This is a genomic window from Nonomuraea thailandensis (assembly GCF_024172165.1).
GTDB classification, from domain to species: domain Bacteria; phylum Actinomycetota; class Actinomycetes; order Streptosporangiales; family Streptosporangiaceae; genus Nonomuraea; species Nonomuraea thailandensis.
Genome location: NZ_JAMZEB010000002.1, coordinates 4,863,901 through 4,886,442, shown reverse-complemented (window position 1 = coordinate 4,886,442; position 22,542 = coordinate 4,863,901). Strand labels below are relative to the sequence as shown.

General features: G+C 69.8%; 18 protein-coding genes and 1 pseudogene. 9 read left to right on the top strand and 10 right to left on the bottom strand.

Annotation, left to right across the window (positions count from 1 at the left end; translation table 11 throughout):
- Window positions 1-47 precede the first annotated feature (47 nt).
- Together HD597_RS26060 and HD597_RS26055 are read right to left on the bottom strand one after the other, a co-directional pair.
- A complete protein-coding gene (locus HD597_RS26060) occupies window positions 48-461 on the bottom strand; it encodes a DUF6283 family protein (RefSeq protein WP_308210972.1) in 414 nt (137 codons plus the stop codon).
- 100 nt (window positions 462-561) lie between these two features.
- Window positions 562-699: a hypothetical protein gene (locus tag HD597_RS26055; RefSeq protein ID WP_253745343.1), complete on the bottom strand. Its 138-nt coding sequence runs from the start codon at window positions 697-699 to the stop codon at window positions 562-564.
- A 418-nt stretch (window positions 700-1,117) separates the two neighbouring features.
- Between HD597_RS26055 and HD597_RS26050 the strand changes: the two genes are divergently transcribed.
- The 4 genes from HD597_RS26050 to HD597_RS26035 all read left to right on the top strand — a co-directional run bounded on the left by HD597_RS26050 (window position 1,118) and on the right by HD597_RS26035 (window position 5,580).
- Window positions 1,118-2,053 (top strand): oxidoreductase, encoded by a 936-nt coding sequence (locus tag HD597_RS26050; protein ID WP_253745342.1) that lies wholly within the window; start codon window positions 1,118-1,120, stop codon window positions 2,051-2,053.
- A 429-nt stretch (window positions 2,054-2,482) separates the two neighbouring features.
- Window positions 2,483-2,881: an ester cyclase gene (locus HD597_RS26045; RefSeq protein ID WP_253745341.1), complete on the top strand. Its 399-nt coding sequence runs from the start codon at window positions 2,483-2,485 to the stop codon at window positions 2,879-2,881.
- 452 nt (window positions 2,882-3,333) lie between these two features.
- A complete protein-coding gene (locus HD597_RS26040; protein WP_253745340.1) occupies window positions 3,334-3,903 on the top strand; it encodes a TetR/AcrR family transcriptional regulator in 570 nt (189 codons plus the stop codon).
- An 888-nt stretch (window positions 3,904-4,791) separates the two neighbouring features.
- Window positions 4,792-5,580 (top strand): neutral zinc metallopeptidase, encoded by a 789-nt coding sequence (locus HD597_RS26035; protein ID WP_253745339.1) that lies wholly within the window; start codon window positions 4,792-4,794, stop codon window positions 5,578-5,580.
- A gap of 308 nt (window positions 5,581-5,888) precedes the next feature.
- Here the strand turns inward: HD597_RS26035 and HD597_RS26030 are convergent, their stop codons facing one another.
- A complete protein-coding gene (locus HD597_RS26030) occupies window positions 5,889-7,505 on the bottom strand; it encodes a phytoene desaturase family protein (RefSeq protein WP_308210697.1) in 1,617 nt (538 codons plus the stop codon).
- A gap of 152 nt (window positions 7,506-7,657) precedes the next feature.
- Window positions 7,658-7,843, bottom strand: a complete 186-nt coding sequence (locus HD597_RS26025) for a hypothetical protein (RefSeq protein ID WP_253745338.1) — start codon at window positions 7,841-7,843, stop codon at window positions 7,658-7,660.
- Window positions 7,844-8,094: 251 nt separating this feature from the next.
- Between HD597_RS26025 and HD597_RS26020 the strand changes: the two genes are divergently transcribed.
- Window positions 8,095-8,394, top strand: coding sequence for a hypothetical protein (locus HD597_RS26020; RefSeq protein ID WP_253745337.1), 300 nt, complete (start codon window positions 8,095-8,097; stop codon window positions 8,392-8,394).
- 963 nt (window positions 8,395-9,357) lie between these two features.
- Here HD597_RS26020 and HD597_RS26015 read toward each other — a convergent pair.
- Complete coding sequence (locus HD597_RS26015) at window positions 9,358-9,888, bottom strand: hypothetical protein (protein ID WP_253745336.1); 531 nt, start codon at window positions 9,886-9,888, stop codon at window positions 9,358-9,360.
- 70 nt (window positions 9,889-9,958) lie between these two features.
- On the opposite strand from HD597_RS26015, the gene HD597_RS26010 reads away from it, so the two are divergent.
- Window positions 9,959-10,399: a MarR family winged helix-turn-helix transcriptional regulator gene (locus HD597_RS26010; RefSeq protein WP_253745335.1), complete on the top strand. Its 441-nt coding sequence runs from the start codon at window positions 9,959-9,961 to the stop codon at window positions 10,397-10,399.
- A gap of 153 nt (window positions 10,400-10,552) precedes the next feature.
- Here HD597_RS26010 and HD597_RS26005 read toward each other — a convergent pair whose 3' ends face one another.
- The gene (locus HD597_RS26005) at window positions 10,553-10,927 is read right to left on the bottom strand and encodes an STAS domain-containing protein (protein WP_253745334.1); all 375 of its coding nucleotides are present in this window, start codon (window positions 10,925-10,927) and stop codon (window positions 10,553-10,555) included.
- A gap of 344 nt (window positions 10,928-11,271) precedes the next feature.
- Between HD597_RS26005 and HD597_RS26000 the strand changes: the two genes are divergently transcribed.
- From HD597_RS26000 to HD597_RS25990, 3 genes are all read left to right on the top strand, one after another.
- A complete protein-coding gene (locus tag HD597_RS26000; RefSeq protein WP_253745333.1) occupies window positions 11,272-13,656 on the top strand; it encodes a PKD domain-containing protein in 2,385 nt (794 codons plus the stop codon).
- A 3-nt stretch (window positions 13,657-13,659) separates the two neighbouring features.
- Window positions 13,660-14,067: a hypothetical protein gene (locus tag HD597_RS25995; RefSeq protein WP_253745332.1), complete on the top strand. Its 408-nt coding sequence runs from the start codon at window positions 13,660-13,662 to the stop codon at window positions 14,065-14,067.
- Between the two features lie 1,641 nt (window positions 14,068-15,708).
- Window positions 15,709-15,930: a hypothetical protein gene (locus tag HD597_RS25990; protein WP_253745331.1), complete on the top strand. Its 222-nt coding sequence runs from the start codon at window positions 15,709-15,711 to the stop codon at window positions 15,928-15,930.
- A gap of 96 nt (window positions 15,931-16,026) precedes the next feature.
- On the opposite strand, the gene HD597_RS25985 is transcribed toward HD597_RS25990, so the two are convergent.
- The 4 genes and pseudogenes from HD597_RS25985 to HD597_RS25970 all read right to left on the bottom strand — a co-directional run bounded on the left by HD597_RS25985 (window position 16,027) and on the right by HD597_RS25970 (window position 22,424).
- Entirely contained in the window at window positions 16,027-17,532 is a 1,506-nt protein-coding gene (locus HD597_RS25985; RefSeq protein ID WP_253745330.1) for an RICIN domain-containing protein, read from the bottom strand.
- 61 nt (window positions 17,533-17,593) lie between these two features.
- On the bottom strand, window positions 17,594-18,898 hold the full coding sequence (locus HD597_RS25980; RefSeq protein ID WP_253745329.1) for an AbfB domain-containing protein: 1,305 nt from the start codon (window positions 18,896-18,898) through the stop codon (window positions 17,594-17,596).
- A gap of 304 nt (window positions 18,899-19,202) precedes the next feature.
- Window positions 19,203-19,469, bottom strand: a pseudogene (locus HD597_RS25975) (IS5/IS1182 family transposase); the annotation flags it as partial.
- A gap of 132 nt (window positions 19,470-19,601) precedes the next feature.
- The gene (locus HD597_RS25970; protein WP_253745328.1) at window positions 19,602-22,424 is read right to left on the bottom strand and encodes a heparinase II/III family protein; all 2,823 of its coding nucleotides are present in this window, start codon (window positions 22,422-22,424) and stop codon (window positions 19,602-19,604) included.
- Window positions 22,425-22,542: the final 118 nt, after the last annotated feature.

The following is a 22,542-nucleotide window of genomic DNA, read 5'->3' as shown; positions in this document are numbered from 1 at the left end:
GCGCCCCCGGAGCCTCCGCGCGGCGACGGCGGAACCGTGCACCTCGCTCAGCGCCCGGCAGGCGCGGGCCGCCCACAGCGGGCCGCCCACAGCGGGGCGTCGAGGCCGGCGACGGTGCTGATCGCCGTGGAGAGCTGATCGATCGCCTGGCGGGCCTGCCCGCCCCGGTGGTGCACCATGCCCCGCGCGACCCGGATCCTGCCGTCGGCCAGCGGCTCGCCGAGCGGCCTGTTCAGCTCCAGGGCCTCCCGCGGAGCCGGCAGGGGTGACGTGCAGTTCTCGACGGCGCGCGTCGGCGACGCTGAGCAGTCCGTCGCCAGCGCGAACGTCGGCCGATCGTAGCCGCGCAGCTTGTCGAACACCATTTCCTGCGACCACATCCCGGAGGGCGCGTCCTTGCGGTAGGGGCAGGTGCCGCACGGTCTCCTGGCCGGCGGGGCCCGCTGGTTGCCCTGCCGGATCCGGGGGAGCGGTCGACGCTGTGGCGCCGGTCATGGACCTCTCAAGGGGCTGGGGCTGATCTCATCGTGACCGCTCGCGTGCGGTGGCTGGTCGCTGGGTTCAGCTCGGGTACAGCGACGCCACGATCCGCCACCACGGCGGGGCGATGGCCCTACCCTGGGCCTCGAACGCGACCGCCGCCGAGGTGACGTCGGGCGGCACGCCCGGCCAGTCGTCCCTGGTGACCAGGTGCCGCATGCTGGCGGCACACCTGGTTCAGCCGGTCGCCGGGCCGGCGGCGCGGGTAGTCCTGGCAGCGCGTCCGCTGGGCAGCAGCAGTGCGGTCGAATGGTGGTTGCGCGCCACCTCCTCGGGCTAGCCCGTCGACCGGCCCGTCTGGAGCGGGCCTCCAGACGGGTGGCCAAGGCCGGCCGCGATCTGGTCGACCGGCTCGACCTGATCGACCGGGAGGGCGCCGACCTCGATGTGGCAGCGATGTGGACCGCAGTTGCCGAGATCGCCGGCGCCGCGCCGGTCGAGAGGTACAACTCTGTCCCTCCGCGGAACACGGTTCGTCGCGACCACCGTAATGAACGTTCATTTGACAATGTCGGACTGCCGTTGCGATGCTGCGTACGGTTAATGAGTGAACATTCAATACGAGAGAGGGCAACCCATGCAGACCACTCGCCACGCGCGGTCGGCGGCGCACTGGAGTCCTGCTGACCTCGGCGACCTGACCGGCCGCACGGCGCTGATCACGGGCGGCAACAGCGGCATCGGCCTGGAAACCGCCCGTGTCCTCGCCGGTCATGGCGCCCGGGTCATCCTGGCCGGCCGCAGTCGGAGCAAGCTCAATGAGGCCGTCACCGATCTGCGCGCCGACCGGCCCGGCGCGCGACTGGACACGATGCTGCTGGACCTCGGGTCGCTGGCCTCGATCGCCGCGGCGACCTCCCGGCTGGCGGCTACCGAGACGATCGACCTGTTGTTCAACAACGCCGGTGTGATGAACGTGCCCGACCGCCGCGCCACTGCGGACGGGTTCGAGCTGACCGTCGGCACCAACCATCTCGGGCACTTCGCGCTCACCGCCGGCCTGCTGCCCGCGCTGCGTCGTGCGGAGGCCGCGCGGGTCGTCACGGTCAGCGCGATCGCGGCGACGTGGCGCAGCGGGCGGCTGGACGACCTGATGAGCGAGCAGCGTTACGGCGCGATGAGCGCCTACGCCAAGTCCAAGCGCGCCAACGTCCTGTTCACCCAAGAGCTCGCCCGACGGCTGGCGGGCACCACCATCACCGCTGTGGTCGTGCATCCCGGCTCGGCGATGACCAACCTGCAACGGCACAGCCAGGGCCTGATGACCCGGATCGTGATCGCGTTGACCCGGAACATCGTCATGGGCTCCCCGGAGGGCGCGGCGTGGCCCTCGCTCTACGCGGCGACCAGTCGCGACGTGGCCAGCGGCGGCTTCTACGGTCCGGCCGGACGCGACCAGACCTCCGGCACCCCGAAACCGGTGGCGCTGCCGCGCGGCGCCGACGACCCCGCCACGGTGGGTCGCCTGTGGACGGAGAGCGAGCGGCTGACCGGCGTCCGGTTCGCGATCTGACCCCAGCACCCACCGACCTCATCCACGAACAGGAGCATCGCAGTGACCAGGTCCACCCGGTCCTTGGCAGGGACGATCGGCCTCGCGACCGGCGCGGGTACCGGGATAGGCCGCGCCACCGCCGAACAGCCCGCCCGAGAGGGCGGCCACCGTCATCCTCGGCGGACGCATCCAGCCTCTGCAGGACGTCGCCGCGGTGATCAAGGCGGCGGGAGGTACGGCGCACGCGTTTCCCGCGGATGTCAGTGACCCAGACCAGGTCGCCGCAGCCGCCGCTGCCACTGCCGCTCATACGGCCACCGAGCACGCGGTCCGCGGCCTGACCCGCGCCGCGACGTCGCAGAACGCGAACACAGGGGTGCGGATCAACGCCACACCCCAGAACAGCCCGGCCCGCTCGCCGGGAGAGGGGACAACCCCGCCCGGATCGTGCGCCGGTTCATCGACGAGGTCGTCAACGGCGGTGACATCGACGCTGTCGGCGAGCTCTGGCACGAGGACCTGAAATGGCACGCCGGCAGTGGTGGTGACATCGCAGGAATCCCGGCGTACAAGGCCTTTCTGCGCGCCGCCATCGGCGGGGCCTTCACCGACATGCACCTCACCATCCACGACACCCTCGTCGACGGCGACACGGTCGTGCTCCGCTTCTCCAACAGCGGCACCCACACCGGCCCGTTCCTGGGCACCCCCGCCACCGGTCGCCGCGCGCAATGGCTCGGCATCGGCATCTACACGGTGCGCGACGGCAAGATCGCCGAGGCATGGTTCGGCGAGGACATCCTCGGCATGCTGCACCAGCTCGGCGCCATCACCCTGTCCGCCTGACCGCCCGAGGCCATCTCGATGCGACAGCTGGCATACGACACGGTGGGCTCGGGCACGGCCCTGGTACTCGTGCACGCAATCAGCAGCGATCCTCAGGGAACCTGGGGCCGTGCGTGCCGGAGCCCACCCCGTCCTGCTTCCCTACCTGCCCGGCTCCGGGCACAGCCCACTCCCGGATGATCCGCTCGAGGCCGCGGTGCCGGGCTGAACAGACGGGCGAGTGACACATCCGGTGTCGTACGCGGGTTATGCACGCTCGCGTACCGGCCTGCGGTTGCGCCCTTTCGGCCGAACTGGCCGGCCGCATCCCCACAGCGACACCGCCGCGCCTGCCGGGCGGACACGGGGTTCGTACGAGAACACGGCTGCGGTTGTACAGGCCATCGTCGAACTGGCAGCCTGACGAGCCCGCTCATTTGTCAAGTGAACATTCATTAGAGGATATTGGAGCGATGCGGACGCGAGACCCCGAGCGCAAACGCCGGCAACTCCTGGAGGGGGCGCTGGCGGAGTTCGCCGAGCACGGCATCGGCGGAGCACGCGTGGACCGCATCGCCACCCGCGCCGGAGTCAGCGCCGGCCTGGTCTACTCCTTCTACGAGGGCAAGGAAGGCCTGTTCGAGGCGGTCTACGACGCCATCGTCGAACAGGTGGTGTCCGGGATCCCGATCGACGCGGACAACCTGCCCGAATACGCCGGGCAGCTTTACGACGCGGGACTGGAGCACCCCGCGGTGATGCGCTTCGTGGCCTGGTACACGCTGGAACGCGGTGACGCCGAGTCACATGTACGCCCGAGCGTCACCAGGTCCATGGCCGAGAAGGTCACGGCGATCGAGGACGCACAGCGTCGCGGGGTTGTGACCGGCCAACGCAGCGCAGCCGAACTGCTCGCCCTGGTCCTGGCCATCGCGAACATGTGGCAGCGCCATGGAGAGGACGTACGCGGCCTCGTACAGGAGCCCGAACGCCGCCGCGTCGTCGTCGACGCCGTCCGACAGTTGGTCACCCCCTCGCGATGACGCGTGATCGGTTACAGACCAACGAGGTGCCGGCCCTCTTCCGGCCGGCCCTCTTCTGGCCGGCCCTCTTCCGGTCGGCTGTCGACCGTGCCGGCGCTCCTGCCGTCCTGCTGGACGAGCGCGGGTACGCAGCCCTCTCAAGCTCTACCGGGTCCCGCGCCGGCTACACCGCCGGGCCGCTGTTCCGCGCCTCCATCAACGGCCGGGGCGGGCCCCCGTCCTGCGACGCCGCCCACCACCGCCGGCAGAGCTACTGCGCCGGGGGACCAGTCAGATCGTCCGCCCATCGGCAGCCGCTGAGTCGTAGGGCAGCCAGCTGCCGAGCGCCCCGAGCGGGATACACCGTTGCTGCGGCGGGACAAGGGCTGGAGCCATCTCCTGGCTCGTCGTGACGACCGACCAGGTCACCGTGCGGTATTGGTGCCGGCCCCGGTCGTGGGGAGGAGCCGGAGGCCCGTTCGGCCGGCAGCGGCCCGCCTGGTCGGTCCACCATCCGTACCATCCCTCGTGACGGTGGCCGCGGTCGGCGCGGCACCTGCGCCGGGGAGCCCGGCACGTTTGACAGCAGCTCAGTTTTCCCGCGCGGGCCAGGTGATCGCGGCCGTCATCACCCCGGACCGCGACGAGTCCGGTTACCGACGCCAGGGGTTCGCGGTGACGCCTGCGGATGGCTGGTCCGCCCCTGCACGTGAGCAAGCGGAAGATCGTCGCGCCTCCAGCACGACCCGAACCGAGGCCTGGCCTGTCGCTCGTAGGCGAGTGAGCACCTGTCGTGAGGAGACGCGCCCGCCCTGCGACCCCTGATGACCTGCCACAGCTGTTTCATCGGCGATGTCTGCGGCGGGCGGGGTTGTCGCAGGAGCAGGACGGGCCCTATCGTCACGCTTCGTGAAGATCCTCCCCCTTGTTGCGCTGACGGCCGCCCTCATCGCGCCCCTGCCCGCCACCGCGACCGCCGCCGCCGCGTCCGCCTACCCGGTCAAGCACCCGAAACTGATCGCCAACCCGTTGTACGAGGCCGGTGTGCTGCCTGCGACCACCTGCACGGAGCCGCCGGTCAAGCGTCATGACCGCGCACTCGTCCGCGACTACATCGACGCGGTCATCGCGTGCCTGGAAACCACTTGGGAACAGCACCTGACCAACGCCGGCCTGCCCTACGAGCCGGTCAAGGTGCGGCACATGAGCCGCATCCCCAAGGGGTGGTGCGGTTCCAACGTGACCGACAAGGGCTCGCACGCCTGGTACTGCCCGAAGAATCGCACGGTGGCCTTTCAGGTCGGCAACGGCTACTGGGTCGAGGACCCCAGCAGCCTGTGGCTGCTGTTCATGACCGCTTCCATGTACGGCTACCACGTGCAGCAACTGACCGGGATCACCGACGCCTTGGGCGTGATCCCCCGCCCCACCAAGGCCGAGTCCCGTGAGCAGAGCCGGCGCTACACCCTTCAGTCCGGCTGCCTGGCCACCGCTTTCATGAAGAGCGTGTGGCCGATGGAGGGTCGCTCCACCAAGGACTGGAGCTACTTCGTCACCCTGGTCGCCGGTGACAGCGACGGCAAACACAGCTGGTGGGGCAAGACCTCCACCGTCCGCGCCTGGATCAAGCGCGGGTTCGCCACGGGAGATCCCGGCTCGTGCAACACCTGGTCAACCTCCTCCTCCACGGTGGCCTGACAAGGCGATCCGCCACTTCCGCGGGTCGGTGTCGTTGCAGGGATACTGCTGCACGGCCACCCCGGGCGTCATCGAGCCGCCGAGCACGGCCAGGGCGAACACCGTTTCATGGGTCAGTGCGAACGGGCAGGCGCCTGACACGTTCCCATGAAACGGGTCCGAGGAGGTGCGACGGCCATCTCCGCATGGAGGCCATGGCTGCGTTCACCGGCCTCCGCCACCGCACCCGGAGGTCCGGCCAACGTGCCCGACCTGCCATCAACGATGACAACCGCTCCGCCGCAATCGTCACCGGCAGAACCAACGAACTAGTCCTTCTCGCCGGCACGAGGGCGACGGATTCTTGCCCGGACGCTGCCGGTCGAAAGGAGCTGCTGGGCCACGATGTGTCCCGAGCCGCCACCGAGACCGGCGCCGGGATGGGTGAAGGCGCCTATGTGCCAGAGTTGGGCAAAGCCCGTCCGGTGGCCGGTCCCGGTGCCGGGACGCCACAACAAGCTCTGGTCGAGTTCGGCGGCGGCGCCGTACGGGTCACCGGCGACAGCGTTCGGGTTCGCGGCGAGCAGGGCGGGCGGCGGCAGGGCGGCGATGCAGCGGATGCTGTCGCGAAGACCGGGGGCGAATTGTGCGATCCGATCGATCACCCGGTCCGCGTATGCCGCCACGACTTCCTCGCTCCAGGCAGTGGCCACGTCGATCTCGCCTGCGGCGTCGCCGCGGGGAGCGAACGGCAGCTCCTGGAGCTGAATCCACAACGTGCCGGCGCCCTCCGGAGCGCGGCTGGGGTCGAGGACCGTCTGCTGTCCCACGACGACCGTAGGCGCGGCGGGCAGCAAGCCGGCCTCGGCCTGGGCACAGGCGATGCCGGTGCTGTCGGCGCCGTTCGAGATGTGCACCAGTGGCACCGGGTCCAGGCGGGCATCGCTCCACCGCAGCCGCTCATCGAGGGCGAGGTGGATCTGCATGGCGGCCCGGCCCGGCCGGTGCAGCCGCGCCGCACGCCGCCCGTTCTCGGTTGCGGCGTCGCGGTCCAGCAGCCGGTCGTAGAGATCGCCGGTCGAGGTCGAGACCAGCACCGCCTTGCGGGCGGCGATACGCCGGCCGCCGGCGTGGACGGCGACCGCACGGCCGCCGGTCACCTCGATACGCTCGGCGCGGACACCCAGACGGACCTCGACGCCACGGTCGGCGAGCAGGCGCTCGAAGGCCGCGATGAACTGTCGAGCTCCGCCCTTCACCACCGGAAGGCCGATGCGGTGCACGGTGGCCGCCATCACCGGCAGCATCAGGCCGCCGGCGGCGTGGTCGGGGCCGAGCCCGGCATGCAGCAGCCACGGTGTCCAGAGCTGGTCGGCCTCCCATCCGGTGAAACGCTCGCGTACGAAGCCGCGGCCGCTCTGCACGGCGACCCGGGCCAGCTCCACCGCGCCGCTCACGCCCAGGCTCCGCAGCGCGGTCGTGCCGAGCCGCGCGATGTCCCGGGCGCGCAACTCCGAGCCGAGCACTCCGAACACGACGCTCGCACGCCGGTCGAGCTCATCGAGCATGGTGAGGTACGCCGCCTGATCGGCGGAGTGGGCCAGACGGGCGACGGTCGTCTCTGGGTCCCGGTCGGCCATGACGACGCCACGCTCGGAGATCGACGCGGTCACGGCGTCATCCGTGTTGGCGTACTCCAGGCCGCGCTGGTGCAGCGCCGCGCCGAGCTCGGCGTACGCGCCGCCTGCGACGAACAGCGGATGCCACGACGAGAACGTATCGTGGACGTGTCCGGGGATGGTGAGCTTCTCGGAGTCGATGAACCCGCCGAGACGGTCGCGCGTTTCGAGCAGCACCACCGTCCATCCCGCGCCCGCGAGTTCGGCCGCGGCCACCAGGCCGTTGATACCCGCTCCGATCACTACAGCATCGGCTTCGTCGCTCACCGTTCACCCCGAGTCGTCATCGTCCGTCCCCATCCGGCGGGGGCTCCACCCGCGCGACGCGGGCACGGGACCGCGGCCTGCTGGACCTGGTCCCGTCCAGCCTCCAGCCCCGACCACCCGGAGGCCGGCATGCGCCAGCCGCTCCAGCGTGATCAACGCCTCGATGCGCTGCTCGGATACGGATGCTGCCCGATAGGGCCCTCACCGGCCATGCGGCTCATCACCGCGAGCAGGTAGCCGCCGTGCACGTGGCCACCCACGCTCCACTGCGGGCGCAGATCCGTCTCGGAGACGTCTCCACGCCGCAGGATCGCCATCGCTTCCTGGAATGTGCCCATCTGTGTTCCGGTCCGTCGTCGCGGGAGCGGGAGTCGGTCCATGGCTCGCATCACTCGGGCATCCCAGTCAACCGCGCCGAACGCAGATGCAGTCCCACGACGGCGGCACTATTGGCCCTTCTTCTCGCAATGCCATGATGCCGTACGTCAAGTGACGGTCTCGGGTTCGAGTTGTCCGACGCGCTTGGCACCCTGCTCAAGCGCGTGCCGGAGCGCGGAGACGCTTCTCCGGCACTACGTTCGCAGGTCGGTTGGGACGGCGCGGCCGCGTCGCCCAGGGCAGTTACCGCCAGGCGATCTGCCCGGAAGCCCTGCGCGGCAGGATGAACGCCAGCCTCCGCTTCCTCATGTGGGGCTCGCTGCCGCTCGGGGGTGTCGTCGGCGGGCTGCTGGGCGAGGCCGTCACCGTTCACCAGCTCCTGTGGATCGCCTGCCTCGGCACCGCGGCGGCCAACCTGCCCTTCGTGCTGGCTCCCGCCGTACGAAAACTCAAGATCACGGACGACGGCGGCCGTGCGGACGCCGACGCCAAGCAGGACAGCCGCACGTAGGTGGGTGATCTGCTACGGCCGCGGCGGCGAGATCTCCACCAGCCGGCGCGAGAAGGTGGAGATGACGACCCTGTGTCTTCGGATCCCGCAAGCCTCGCTTGTCATGGTGTTCTCTCAACGTCAGGCTGGTCTTGGTGAGCCGATCAGTTCGCTGCCTCGCCGCACCTGTGCGAAGATCGGGGTGTCCCGACAACAGGTGCCGCCGGGGCGCCCGAGGTCTGCGGACCGGACCGGTGGGAGTAGGAGGCGGCTCACGGGGCGGCCGCATGCGTGACACGCGATCGGTGTCCTGAGTAGGCCCCATCGGACCCGGCCTGGCCATGTCACATGCCCGTACCTGCCGGCCGGAGCGGCCCAGTCGCCCGGCCGCGGTCCGCTCCATCCGCGCCCTCAATTCTGCGCCTGGTTGGAGAGAACCCCGACTGGGGCTACCGGCGGGTCCACGGTGAGCTCACCACGCAAGGTCGCGCCGTCCACGGTGTGGGAGATCCTCGAGTGGGAAGGTGATCCTGCGCCCGAGTGGGCGTCCACTACCTGGGCCGACTGTCTGCGCTCGCAAGCCGACGCCCTATTGGCCTGCGACTTCTTCGAGACCGTCACTCTGAACGGGCAACGCCAGTGCACCTTGGCCGTCATCGAGCACACCACGAGGCGCGTCCGCGTGCTCGGCACCACCGCCCACCCGAGCGCCCACAGTGCCGGGAGACGCGCGGTGCTCCGCGGAACGTGCCCCCATGGTCCGTGTCGAGCCCTCCCTGGTGGTCCTGTTCCTGGACAACTCTGGCGAGGGAAGCGAGGGCCGGCCCTGACCGCCACCGGGGCAAGGACCGTCCAGGAGCTGCGAAGTGCATGCGGGCGGGGCTACGCCCCGGCTCTGGGCACGAGTGGGATGCTTGGCCGTTGCGGTCGGCTGACGTGCGAATCCCGCGGCGAAGGCTCGGGGGAGCGTTCGAATTCCGCGCGTCAGGCCGGTGCCGGGCTGGCCGGCGCCGCCGGATGTGCGGGATCGTCGCGGTGGAGGAAGGCCAGGAGGGCGAACCAGACCAGGATCATGATTCCGGCCGGGCGCAGGAATTCCTCGGCCAGAAGGGTGCCGACGAAGGAGTAGCCGGCGAGCCAGACGCCGGTGATGACGCCGACCACGCGGACCGGCCAGGAACGGCTGACCAGGGAACTGGCTACGATCCAGACGCCGGCGAGGACGTGGCCGCCGAGCCGGACCGCCCAGGCCGTGTCGTACTCGACCGCGTTGATCATCAGGATGCCGGCCAGTACGTCGAGCGCCACCCAGCCGTAGCCCGCGGCCTTGGCCCAGGGCGCCGCCTCCAGGCGCGACACCAGAAAGAGGATCGAGAGATGGAAGAAGACGCCCAGGTATTCTCCCCACGCTACGTCAGGGTCGGCGAAGAAGGCGATCACGGCAGGGAGGAACAGAACGAGGGGGAGTAGGGCCACCAGGCGAAGACTGGCGTAGTGCCGTCGAGGATCGAGCATCGAAGAAGTCCTTGCGTAGGAGCCGGCTGGTCAGGTCGTGCACGTCGAACACTAAGAAGAAGGTGTTGATATGTCAACAGATGGGCCGAGTGAGGCGACGGGGCTGTGGCTGCGATGGAAACGCGCCCATGAGATGGTCCGCGCCGCCGTCATCGCCGAAACCACCGCGGCGTCCGGCGTCTCGGAGCCGGAACTGAGCGTCCTGGTCTGCCTGCACGAGTCCGGCGGGAGTCTGCGGCAGAACGCCCTCGCCGCCGCCCTCGGCTGGGACCGGACGCGGTTGTCGCACCTGCTGACCCGGATGGCCGACCGCGGCTACGTGGCCCGCGACAAGGTTCCGAACGGAGTGGAGGTCACGCTCTGCCCGGAGGGCAGGCACACGATCGATGCGACGTTGCCGACACTGGAGTCGGCCACCCGACGTCACCTGCTGGACCGGCTCGGCCCGGATGACACCAAGACGCTCAAGGCCCTCGTCGATCGCCTCCTGTCCGGCGAAGGAGGCGGCTGAGGCCGGGACCGGGGCTCGCGCCGAGCTGACCCCCGGGGGCGCCGCCTTCGCGCAGCAGGCGGGACGCCCCATGCCGCATCGCAGGCCTGCCCTGCACGGCCATGACCATCATCATCGCCGCCGGTGGTGCACCGCCGCCGGCGACCTTCGGGGTCAAGGCCGATCTTGCAGAAGCGCGGCCAGCGCCTCTTCCAGGGTGTTGTAGAGGGGCAGGAGCTGGGCGAGGCCGGTGATCCACATGACCTTGGAGTGGGCGTAGTCGACGCCGACCAGGGCGAACCGGCCGCCGGAAGCCGTGGCCCGCTGCCAGCTCTGCACGATGAGGGCCAGGGCGCGGGAATCCATGAACGTCACCCCGGCCAGGTCCACAATCATTGGAGGGCTGGTCTGGGACAGGTAGCCGGCGAACTGCTCGCGGGTGGTGGCATCCAGGAGCCCGTCGACAGTGATCACCGCGACGTCGTCCACGCGCTGCGATGTCAGGGTCAGCGTCGCGGACGGCGCGTTCTCACCGCCCGGTGTGATCACGAATGTCATCGTAGCCCGAGAATGGTCCCCGCGCTGGGGACGTGCATGGTCAGGGCGAGCAGTGAGCCTCGACCAGTGCGGACGTGACGGTCACCGAAGGCCTGGACGACATGGTTGACGCCTTCCTGGCCATGCTGCGGGGCGGCGACCCGGGCAAGATGATCGCCACGGTGTGACGGCCCGCCGCCCTCGACACGATCCGGAAACCACGCGTCAAACGGTCACTGACCTGTCGGAGAAATCGGCATATGCTCGCAGGCGGCGGTCGCGCTTGACGGCCGCCCCATCTGTTACGGGGAGTACATGCGATGAGCCGATTCCGGCGTGCCCTGCTCTGCTTACCCATGGCTCTGACCCTGGCCGTGCCGCTCCAAGCGAGCCCGGCGCAGGCGGAGCCACCGCAGGAAGCAGGAGCCCTCTCCTACACCGGCGAGCTGACCGTCGACGACACCGGCAAGCTCACCACCCGGCCGCAGCTCAAGGCGGACGCCGACGAGCCCGACCTGACCTACCGCGACCCGTTCACCACCGCCGCCGCCTCCGTGCCGAGGAAACCGCCGGCCGAACCCGGTGGGCCCGAGGTCGAGGACTGCCTCAACAGCGACGACGCCAAGGACTCCACCGGCCGGGTCTACAACCGGTTCATGTGGTGCCAGCGCTACCAGATCTCCGCCGGACGGGTGGTCGCCGGCAGGCTGATGTCCACGGTGACCATGGACTTCGACGCCGTCGCCTACGGCCGCGACGACGCCAACCGCGGCGTCACGGTCTTCTTCAAGGCCGGGGACGCCGTCTACTGGCCGACCACGAAGGGCTACATCCGGCCGGAGTCCATGCTCTTGCAGCGCATCAGCTGCCTCGGCGCCGCCACGGGCTGCGAGCAGAGCTACGCGCACACCGGCAAGCAGCTCAAGGACTGGGACGACGGCTGGACGTCCTGGTCCATCACCTCGCTGCCGTCGGTCGGCACCGACCAGATCGCCAAGCACACCTGGGCCTTCGACGGCTTCATCATCGACTCCTGGAACACCACGCTGCCGGGCCTGCCCGCCGAGACGCACAACATCCGCTGCGACTCGGCCGTCTACTTCGGGCTCAAGCGGCGCGGCGCGTGCATCTTCGACGACGTGATCCCGCACCTGCAGTACTCGGTGCAGAAGAAGGAAGTCGCCGACGTCGCCAAGCACATCGCGTGCGCGCAGGCCGAGCCGTTCTGCCTGCGCGACGGGCAGCCGTGGCAGACCTATCCCAAGCAGGACACGGCCAAGATCATCCCGGGCAAGTTCATCCCCGGCCGGCGTGACGACCAGTTCGCGCTGCACCGCGTGCCGTACGACGGGCCGGTGTGGAAGGCCAACGGGCGGGAGAAGGACCGGGGCTGCGCGACGATCCCCAAGAGCGACTACGACACGTCCAAGGGGCAGGAGTGCGACGAATACCCCTTCGCGACCACCGTGGAAGGCGCTTCCAACCCCAACTGGGACTACTCGGTGCTCGGGGTGCCGAAGACGGTGAACGGCTGCGCGGGCAACGCGCTCAAGCGCTACTACCGCGACGACCGGATCCTCTACCACTCCGACGGCTTCTACGTGCACATCAAGGACACCCCGCCCGAGAACTCCGACGCCTGTGAAGCCATCCCGGCCGATGAGGACGAGCCGGCCGACGGCGGCGGCCCCGCGCCCGTGAACCTGCCGCCGAGCGTCGACGCCGGCCCGGACATCTCCGGCGACGAGGGCGCGGCCAACCGGCTGCAGGGCAACGCCAGCGACCCCGAGTCCGGCACCCCGCACGTGAGCTGGAGCTTCACCCCAGGGCCCGGCGTGGACCCCGGCGCGACCTGCGGCTTCGGCGACGCGAGCGCAGGCGGCACCACCGTGACCTGCACCGACGACGGCACCTTCACCGTGACGCTGACGGCCAGCGACGGCCACAACGCGCCGGTGAGCGACAGCGCGACCGTACGGCTCAGCAACGTCGCCCCGCACCTGGGCCCGCGCCCGGTCATCGCGGCCGACGACACCCCGGACACGCCGCCGGACACGCCGGGCATCCACCAGCCGCAACCCTGGCAGGTCTTCCGCGCCGGCACCCCGGTCAAGCTGCAGGCCGTCTTCGGCGAGCCCGGCGCCAACGACACCCACACCTGCGTGACCGACTGGGACGACGGCACTGCCAGCACCTACAACGCCGCCGACCTGACCTGCGAGAACACGCACACGTTCACCGAACCCGGCATGTACACGATCAAGACCAAAGTCACCGACGACGACACCGGCACCGGCACCAAGGACGTCCTGGTCATCGTCTACGACCCCGACGCGGGCTTCGCCACGGCGGGCGGCTGGCTGGCCGCGGCTGACGGCAAGGCGCACGTGCAGTTCAACCCGAAGTACCTGCCGCACGACGAAGGGCCCGCTCCGGGCAACGGCAAGCTCTCCTACCGGGTCAAGGACGGCCTCGACCTGGACTCGGCGTCACTGGAGTGGCTGGTCGTGACCCGTTCTGACAAGATCGCCCTCAAGGGCAGCACGTCGGACGGCCGCGGCTTCGTCGCCTACGCCTACGACGGCTCGCCCGATCGATTCCGCCTGGTCGTCTGGCCGCTGTCGGCAGGCGCCTACCCGCAGGGCGAGGTGTCGTACGACAATGTCGCAGGCGCGGGCTACGACCTCGACGAGGCACGGCCCGTGGAGCTCGACCAGGGCTCGATCCAGGCGCATAACTAGAAGATGACCACATCCCCGCTGCACCGGCTGGAGACCACCGTCCTGGTGGACCACCACAGCTTCGACCTGCTCGACGACGGCGGCCCCCAGGAGGCCGTACCGGACTTCGCGGACCCGTCCCGCTGGCTGTTCACCGGGCGCAACGCCATCACGGTGGTCAGCCAGGACGGGTCCCCGCACCCGGCGCGGGTGACGGTGGAGCTGTGGCCGGCCGCACCCGACCCGGCGCCGGGCGGGGTGCGGGCCGAGGTACAGCTGGACAGCGGGGACCTCGAGGTCAACCCCCTGGTCGATCCGGACGCCGGCTGGATCGACCTCGGGGGGCCCGGGATGTACGAGGTGGAGGCGTATCAGCCGGAGGACGGCCACTACGTCTTCCGCATCTGGAACCCCGCAGGCGGCCCCCCATGACCGTCGCAGCCGAACCCGGCAGGCGGCCGCGACGATCACGCGGCCTCAACACCCAGTCCTTCCGGCGCGAGCGCGTCCTGGGCGGTGACCCCCTTCCGCGTCACCGTGGGAGCATGACTCCGCTGAACCTTGATGCAAGGCTCACCCTGCCGCCCCGCGGGCAACGGTGCGGCAGGGTGAGCCCCGCCCGTGGCGGGCAGGGACAAGCAGATTCAGCCCGGCGTTGAGCGGCGCGCGCCTCGTCAAGGAAGGCAGGCCATGATGGACGCCCCAGCCCACGTCCGCGTGAGCGACCACGCCTTCGGCCTTCTCGACGGTGGCGACATCCCGATCCGGACGGCCGACCACTCCACCGGCCTGATCGTGGTCATGTCCGCCGGAGCGCTCCTCTACACCGGCATCGACACCGGCACCGTCCACGTCGCCATCACGCTCGCCACCCAGCCCCTCGGCCTCGTCAACGACGCCGACACCCCGGCGAGCTGTACCACCTGCAGTTGTGGCCGGCCCCACCGGCACCCGCCGCGCTCATCCGGGCCACCGACCAGTGCGGAGCCGGGCTGCGTTCGGCGCCGGCCACGCCACCGCACCCGCCCGAGCCGCCACCCAGGCGCGATTGCTTGTGAACCATGCAGCCTCACGTCAGCGTCGAAGCCCAGGTCGATGAATTCAACCTGCGCCACCGCGGAACATCGAGCTTCGGCAACTCGGCGGGAGCCGTAGGAACGGCAGACTGCAGTCGCCTACTGTGATGCTCAGGCGTCACTCGAACCAGGAGGGCAAACTCGAATACGCCACCTTCATTGGGCGGGCTCAAGAGAGCTTCGCGGTCGACATGAACGTAGCCGGAGCCGCTGCAGTACCTCAGGCGCGCTACCAGGTGTTTGGGGCGGACAGTAAAGGCAATCGAGTCGGGTGGGCTTGGATGCCCGCCGATGCATTCTGGGAATGCACTCAAAGCGCTGCCTGCGACTATGCGGCAACGTCGACTGGGCCTCGGTGAGAGGGGAAAGGACGGTGGGTCGTCGGTGCGGACGGACGACTGAGTTGGGATATTTGGATCGCCGTAACGCGCTGGAAGAATACAAGAAGGCTGTCCCTCAAGCCCGCAGCGCTCGTAGAGCGTTTACGCGTACGCAGGCTGGTAAGTACGGCAGTTGCATCACCACCGACGGGCAGATCAGCCACCGAAGCACAGGCTCACCGATTAGCAACTCGAAATCTTCGGCCTGGTCATGCGGCATCTGCCGGCGTTGCGGCCAGTCCCACCAGTGCGCCCAGCAGGATGTTCGTCTCGCCCAGCGACACCACCGGCAGGTTCAGCGGGGACGCCGCCCCGCCTCCCAGATGCCACGCTTGACGTGCTCGGCGACCTCGTTCAAATGCAGGTTGCGCTCAGATATCCGGCCACGTTCTCCTCACGGTTCAGCAGGCCCTGCTGGCCAGGCGCTCCAGGTCGCGCCGCCGCGCGCCATCGGTATCAGGGCTGATCCTCGCAGGGAAAGTGATGTACGAACCTGGCTGCTGAGGCACACGGCCCCTCACGGACGGGGTGGTGGTTGCGCTGCATTCGCGCCGCGACCGCAGCGTCAACGTCATCGACTCGAGACGAAGCCTCACCATCACCTCCAGGACCTTGCTATGGAGACCTCACCCTCCAACCCGCACACCCACTGCACCCCGGGAACGGTGACGGGTGTGGCGCTGAGCCGGCCGCTGACGACGGACGGCGCAGGGGATCCGGCCACGATCGCCGTGCCGTGGCCGTTCCTGACCGCCGTGGTGGTGGGGTTGCCCGTCGTGGCGACCGTGGCGGCGCTCGTCACCCGGACCGGATCGCCCCTTGCCCGCCGGATCTTGTGACGCGCTGTATGACGACCCCCGGCCGGCTCTCGGTGTGCGGTGGTTCCGGGCTGTGACGGGCGGTACCGCGGATCCGCGGTACCGCCGGGACAGCCGTCAGATTGCCGTGCGCGACCACTGCTGGTTGGTGCCGGTGTTGCACGGATACTGCTTGAGAATCACACCGTCGGCGGTCGACGCGGACGGCACGTCCACGCACTTGCCGCTGTGCCGGGCGCGGAGCTGGAAGTAGCCGCCGGCGGCGACCAGCTGGAACTGCTGGTTGGTGCCGGTGCCGCAGGTGTACTGGATGAGCTCGGCGCCGTCGGCGGTCGAGGCGCTCAGCACGTCGAGGCACTTTCCGCTGTGGCGGCTGATGACGCGCCAGTAGCCGCCGCCGGCGTCCTGGAACTGCCACTGCTGCCACGCGTTGCCGCCGTAGGTGTACTGGCCGACGCGCGCGCCGTTGGCGGTGTTCGGCTGCTGGACGTCCATGGCCTTGCCGCTGTGGCGCACGTTGATCGTGTAGTACGCCGGAGGCGCGGTGGTGTCGCCCCAGGCGTAGCGGATCCGGTCGGCGCCGGAGGGGTTGCGGACGGTCAGGTTGAGGTCGGTGCCGCTGCCGCTCAGGGCGTACATCGAGTAGTAGTCGTAGCCGCTGGTTCCTGTGGGCTTGCCGCCGAGAGCGGGCCAGTAGGTGCCGCCCATCTGGTTGTCCCGCATGACCTGGGCCATGGCGCGGATGTGGCGCACGAAGTTGTCGGCGCTGTTCGCGTCGCCGTAGTCGAGGCCGGTGGCCATGGGCGCGCCGAACTCGGTCGCGACCGCACGGGAGGCGCAGTTGCCCAGCCGCGTCTGGATGTGGCTGCGGAAGGCGTCGTAGGTCATCGCGCTGTAGAAGAAGGCGTAGTGGTGGAAGGACAGCAGTGTCGCGTTGAAGCGGCTGTCGTTGCAGATGTCCCGCAGGTCCTGGCTGTAGCCGGTGCCGCCGATGAGCACCCGTCCGGGCACCGCCGAGTAGTGGTGGCTGAGCCAGTTCGCGGCGACGTCGCGCCACTCCGCCGAGGTGTAGCCGTGCGGCTCGTTCATCGGCTCGAAGTAGACGTTGCCGTTCGAGCCGTAGGTGCTGGTCACGCTGGACCACATCGTGTTCCACGCGGCGAGGTTCGTGATCCTGCCGCCTGAGGCGGCGCCGTCCTCCCAGTAGGCGAGGATGACCTTGAAGCCACGGGCGGTGGCGGCGTCGATGGCGCCGCGGTAGGCGTTCCACCAGGTCGTGTTGGCCACCGTGTGCGTGTTGATGGGCAGCCGGACGGTGTTGACCCCCATGGTGGAGGCCATGTCGTCGTAGAGGGCGTTGGCCTTGGCCCGTACGGTCGCGTTGCTGTCGGACTGGCTCAGGCCCTGCACGACGAGCGTGCCGGTGCTGAAGTTGTCACCCAGCACGGCCCAGTTCATGCCGCGGAACTGGCTGGTGGCGGCATGGGCCGGCGGCGCGGCGGCGACGAGGCTCGCCGCCGCGGCGAGCGCGGTCACCACGAGGGAGATCAGCGACCGGTGCGATGACCGGGTGCTCCGTGACGGTCCTGACGAGTAGGCGTCAGGCGCCTTGGTCGGTGTCATAACACTCCCATCACTAGATCTGGAGATCAGGTCGCTGACGGCGCTCCCCGCCGTCGGGGGATCAGCTGGTGATCCGGAAGGTGGCGTCCGCCCGGCCGATGGCCGTGGTGATCGGGTCCAGGCGGAGCAGGTAGCTGGAGTGGCGGAGGTACCGGTCGGGGAAGTTCGACGACTCCAGCGACACTCCCGCCGGATCGGCCAGGCCCGGGACGGCGCGCCACTGCGAGTCGGCGAGCGGGCTCACGTTCGGGTCGATGCGGACGTCGAAGTTGCTGTGCCGCACGTGGCGGTCGGGGAAGTTGACCGACTGCAGGCGCTGGGTGCCGGCCGAGGCGGGCCCGCCCCACCTGGCCAGCAGCGCGGTGAGCTGCGCCTGGGTGATGCCGATGATCGAGCCGTGCCGCTTGCGGCCGGCGCCCAGCGCGTACTCCGAGGCGGCGCGGACGCGGTACATGCCAGGAGCGGCGAGGTTGGTCGTGGTCAGCGGGAGGTAGCCGCGGCCGGCGGCGTACTGGTCGACCCACAGGCCCCACTCGCCGCGGCCGTTGTACTGGTGCAGGATCGGGCCCTCGACCTGCGCGCCCGTGTAGCCGAGATGGGAGATGTCGCCGAGCCGGGTCCAGCCCGTGAGGATCTGGTCGCTGCCCTCGATCGTGATCTGGCCGTCGCCGGACGCGCGGATGTAGCGGTAGCCGCCGGCGCTGCCGGGGATCTCCAGGATCTGCGTGTCGATGATGCCCTGGGTGCCCGGCCGGTCGATGGAGAGCTGCGCGGCGGTGAACGTGCGGAAGTCGCGCGTACGGGAGTAGTAGATGCGGGCCTTGTCGACGCCGTTGCGCGGCGAGATCGTCGCCCAGTAGACGACGTAGTCGCCGGTCGCCGGGTCGTGGATCGCCTCAGGCGCCCACGCGCAACCGGCGTCGGGGATGGCCCCGGCGACGTTCACCAGGCGCGGCGGCGACCAGGTGACCAGGTCGGGCGACTCCCAGACGACCAGCGAGGTGCTGCCGTGGTGCTGGGCGACGTCCCAGCCCTTGCCGGCGGCGATGCGCAGGTCGGTGGCGATCAGGTAGAACCGGTCGCCGGACGGCGAGCGGACGACGGCGGGGTCACGGACGCCGAGCTCGCCGATGCTGGAGGTGAGGACCGGCAGCGAGCTGTTGAGGTCGGTCCAGTGCAAGCCATCGGTGCTGGTGGCGAAGTAGATCTGCTCGCCGTTGGCGCTCTCGCCGGTGAAGTGCGCCATCAGGTACGCGGTGTGGGGATCGGCGGCCTTGGCGGGGCGTTCCAGAGCGGTGAGGCCGAGAGCGAGCAGCAGGGCGCTCGCCAGGCCGATCAACGCCGTTCGCCGCAGAACGTGGGTCATGGTCGCTCCGAACGTGCGGTGGGTCAGGAGATGCGGGGTCCACTGCTGGTTGGTGCCGCCGTTCCTCGAGCCTCCAGAACTCGAGAAGCTTTGTTAGCGTTAACAACAATGTCGTGAATTCACCCGGTGAGCGCTGGGCGGAGTCCCCGGTGGGGCGGGGGACGACGGACGATGTTTCGGACGTCTTGCCGCAGAGTGTGACGCAACCGTCAGGCTTGTCAAGACACGGGTAAGAGAAAGGTGGAATGCGCTTTCCGGGGGCCCGGTGAGGTTGTCGATGGAGGCTAGGCGGATCATGGCTGCGGCGTGGGGCGACTTCGACGTCGATGCCGAGGCGGGCGCCGATGTTCGATGGCGGCGTTCTTGAAGCCGGTGTCCATCCAGGCCTTGGTGATCGTGGGGCAGGTGTGGCCGGCCTGGGTGAGCAGGGTTGTGCCGATGGTGTTGTCGGACAGGTCGGCGGCGGCGACGGTGATGGCGGTTTGACGCTCTGGCTGTCGATGACGCAGGCGCTGGGCTCGGGGTTGCGTCCTTCTTGGGTGCGGGCCAGGCCGGCCAGGTCGATGCCCAGATGCATCGAAGATGCCCTCCTTGGCTGTGGACCTGCTCACCGACCGGCGGGGCGTCGAGCGGGCGATCGCCGGGTCGAGGAACGCATCCGCACCCACGTCAGCCTCGGAGAACGGATGACGCCCTTGACACGTCAGTGCAGTGCCGAGATTGTTACGAGGCCGCCCTTCCGGGTGATGGGAACCTTCTGCCCGGCTACGGTGGCCGTGCGTGCCCAGGGCGCCGCGAGGTGCAGCGGGCGACCGCCGGGCTTCGCCGCAGGCCCGGCTATCTCGATGGTTCTCCTGGCCGGATCCAGTCGTACGGCCAGCGTCGATACCAGAGGTTCGGCGGTGGCCAGGAGGGTTCTCCGGCCTTGCCGGAGGAGGGTTCCGCCGGCGAGCAGGATGCGCTGAACGGCGGCGTGGCGATCGACGTAGGCCAGGGATCCGTCGAAGAGGTACGGTCCGAGCCGTCGTGAGGCGCCGTCGCCGGGCGCCCGGAAGTAGTAGCCGTCCAGCCTGCTGGTGGAGGAGATCAGGCGAAGGGTGCGCCCGCCGTCATCAGAGGCCTCGACGGACAGGCTCGCCCTGGTACGGGCGCCGGGCGGCGTTGGCAGCAGGAGCGTGTCGAGCGTTCTGACGCCGGCTGCGGTCAGGGAGTAGGACACGTAGCGGGTGGGTGCCACCTGGTAGGTGATGGGCGAGTAGTGGCCGTCCTCCACGGTGGCGCTCACTGCGGCAGGTTCGGCGGGGATGATGGTGAGCTGGGTTCCCGCGGCGAAGCGGGTCCGGGCGGTCGCGCCGTCGAGGACGGGGCCGGCGTCGGGGAGCAGGTGCCAGTTCTGCTGGTACGTGTGCTGCCCGGAGTCGGCCGGCGTGAGGGTGTCGGTGACCAGCCATCCCAGGCCGTGCAGAAACAGGGCGCTGCGCTGGTGGCGGACCCCGGGGGTCGCGTCGGTGAAGCCGTCGGCGAGATCGGCCCAGGGCAGCGAGAGGTTGCTGACGGCGCCGGCGGCGGTGGGGTTCTGGGCGCGTCCGTCGATGGTGATGGTGTTGTGCGCCTGGGTGGATTTGCGGAGCCAGTCGGCCGTGGGATCGGCGGCGTAGGAGTAGGCGCCCATGGCGGGCAGCAGGGGCCGGTCGTGGGCGTAGAGCTGGATGGCGAGTTCGTCGGGGTGGCCGTGGTTGCCGCGGTCGGCGTTGAGGCGCAGGTACCAGTCGGTGGCGCTCCAGCCGGTGCGTTGCACCACGACGCGGGTGTCGGGATAGGTGACGGAGGTGTGGTCGGGGGTGGTTCCGGCGGCGCCTGCGGTGGCGACGTGGCGAAGGTGGTCGTCGTCGAGCAGGTCGGCGAGCGCGGCCAGGGCGGTTCGCTGGTCGGTGTAGCCGGAGTCGCCGTAGGCGGGGTCGTACCCGTTGGGATAGGTCTGGTCGGCCAGGTACCAGGCGAGATCGCGCAGCGGTGCGGCCGAGCCGACCGCGTAGCCGTTGGTGACCAGGACGCCCGCGGTGGCGACGAAGGTCTGCGCGACTCCCATCGCGTAGCTGGAAGAGGCCTCGCTGTAACCACCGTCGGGGTAGAGCGCGCCGGCCAGTTGCTGGATCAGGTATGTCTGGGCGCCGTCGCGCCACTGGGCCGCGGCGAGGAACTCGGGGAAGCAGACACCGAGGTAGAGCAGCGAGCTCTTGATGGTGACCATCCAGTTCGGGGTGGGGGAGGTGGTGTTGGTCAGGTACCGCCCGCCGGTGTGGATGGCTTTGAGTATCGAGGTGTTGGCGTCGGCCGTCAGCGATGGGCTGGTGCGCAGGATCTCGTAGGCGTAACACCAGTTCTGGTAGCGCCAGGCCGCGTCGAGGTTGCGCGGGAAGCTCGCGGCGCCGGCCGAGGAGGCGGAGGCGTTGGCCTCGGTGATGAAGTCCGTCATCAGCCGGAGGAGTCCCGCCGCGATCTGCTCGTCGTGGCCGGTGCGGTAGGCGTCGGCGAGGGGGCCGGCGAAGTAGAAGCGGGGGAGTTGGTAGCCGAACTCGTTGTCGACGTTGGCGCCGGTGGGCTTCTTCCAGTCGAAGCCGTTCGGGTCGCCGTGCCAGGAGAAGGTGTTCTGCACGGTGTTGTTCCAGCACCGGCTCGTCTCGTCGAAGCTGACCTGCACCTGGTAGAGCATGATCTGCTGCTGGCCGGCGCTGGTGCGGCCGGTCAGGCTGAGGGTCGCGGTCTTCGGCGCGCTCACGCCGGTCAGGTCGAACCAGAGGTAGGCCTTGCGGGTGGCGTCGGTGAACGGGCCGGTGCCCTCGTCGTGCACCTGGAGGGTCTCCGCGGACCCGAACGGAGTGGCCGCGTCCGGGCCTGCGGCGATGTGACAGCTCTGGCTCGCGGCCAGTTTGCGGACGGTGCCGTCGGCGGAGGTCAGGGTCAACTCCGGCGCGCCGTCGGCAGCGTGCCTGCCGGCGAACTGCGCCGTGCTCGGCTCCTTGTGGCGGGCCATGAGCATGAAGCCCACGCCGCCGGCGCTCGTGGCGGACCTCACCCCGTCGGTGACGTCGGCGTCCACCGCCGTCCACTGCGCTCCGACGGTCAGGGTGGAGTGGTAGATCTCGCCCTTGCCCAAGGTCCAGATGTGGTCGAGGAACAGCGGGACAAGCGCCGGGGTGTAGACGCCGTTGTAGCCCCACTGCGGCGGGGTGCGCTCTGGTCGGGTACGCATGTACTGCAGCAGCGCGGCGCGTGCGGCGGTGTAGTCGCCGGTACGCGCGGCATCGGCCACGGGCGCCAGCGCCGGGAACGCCGCGTAGTCGAGAACCGGAAGGGCGCGCCAGGTGCCGGTGGTGGCGTTCCACACGCCGAAGAACGCTGAGTCGGGGACTTCGGTCGTCGCGGCCACAGCCGCCGCGGCGAGGGAGGGACCGCCTGCCAGCAGGGGCGCCGCGCAGGCGCCGGCCAGGGCCGCACGGAGAACGGATCGGCGGGTGAGCGACATGGCTGTCTCCAGAGTGACTTCGATGATGCGCGAAACCGAATGCGGGCGCGACAGTTCGCCTCGCCGTGGGGGAGGGGGATCAGGTGCGGAGGTGACGTGCCGGCGGCGACGGTCGCCT

What these genes read in the sequence shown, in the direction of transcription:
- HD597_RS26055 (WP_253745343.1), bottom strand. Translation starts at nt 699, where the DNA reads ATGCGGCACCTGGTCACCAGGGACGACTGGCCGGGCGTGCCGCCCGAC.
- HD597_RS26050 (WP_253745342.1), top strand. Translation starts at nt 1,118, where the DNA reads ATGCAGACCACTCGCCACGCGCGGTCGGCGGCGCACTGGAGTCCTGCT.
- HD597_RS26040 (WP_253745340.1), top strand. Translation starts at nt 3,334, where the DNA reads ATGCGGACGCGAGACCCCGAGCGCAAACGCCGGCAACTCCTGGAGGGG.
- HD597_RS26025 (WP_253745338.1), bottom strand. Translation starts at nt 7,843, where the DNA reads ATGGGCACATTCCAGGAAGCGATGGCGATCCTGCGGCGTGGAGACGTC.
- HD597_RS26015 (WP_253745336.1), bottom strand. Translation starts at nt 9,888, where the DNA reads ATGCTCGATCCTCGACGGCACTACGCCAGTCTTCGCCTGGTGGCCCTA.
- HD597_RS26010 (WP_253745335.1), top strand. Translation starts at nt 9,959, where the DNA reads ATGTCAACAGATGGGCCGAGTGAGGCGACGGGGCTGTGGCTGCGATGG.
- HD597_RS26000 (WP_253745333.1), top strand. Translation starts at nt 11,272, where the DNA reads ATGGCTCTGACCCTGGCCGTGCCGCTCCAAGCGAGCCCGGCGCAGGCG.
- HD597_RS25995 (WP_253745332.1), top strand. Translation starts at nt 13,660, where the DNA reads ATGACCACATCCCCGCTGCACCGGCTGGAGACCACCGTCCTGGTGGAC.
- HD597_RS25990 (WP_253745331.1), top strand. Translation starts at nt 15,709, where the DNA reads ATGGAGACCTCACCCTCCAACCCGCACACCCACTGCACCCCGGGAACG.
- HD597_RS25985 (WP_253745330.1), bottom strand. Translation starts at nt 17,532, where the DNA reads ATGACACCGACCAAGGCGCCTGACGCCTACTCGTCAGGACCGTCACGG.
- HD597_RS25980 (WP_253745329.1), bottom strand. Translation starts at nt 18,898, where the DNA reads ATGACCCACGTTCTGCGGCGAACGGCGTTGATCGGCCTGGCGAGCGCC.
- HD597_RS25970 (WP_253745328.1), bottom strand. Translation starts at nt 22,424, where the DNA reads ATGTCGCTCACCCGCCGATCCGTTCTCCGTGCGGCCCTGGCCGGCGCC.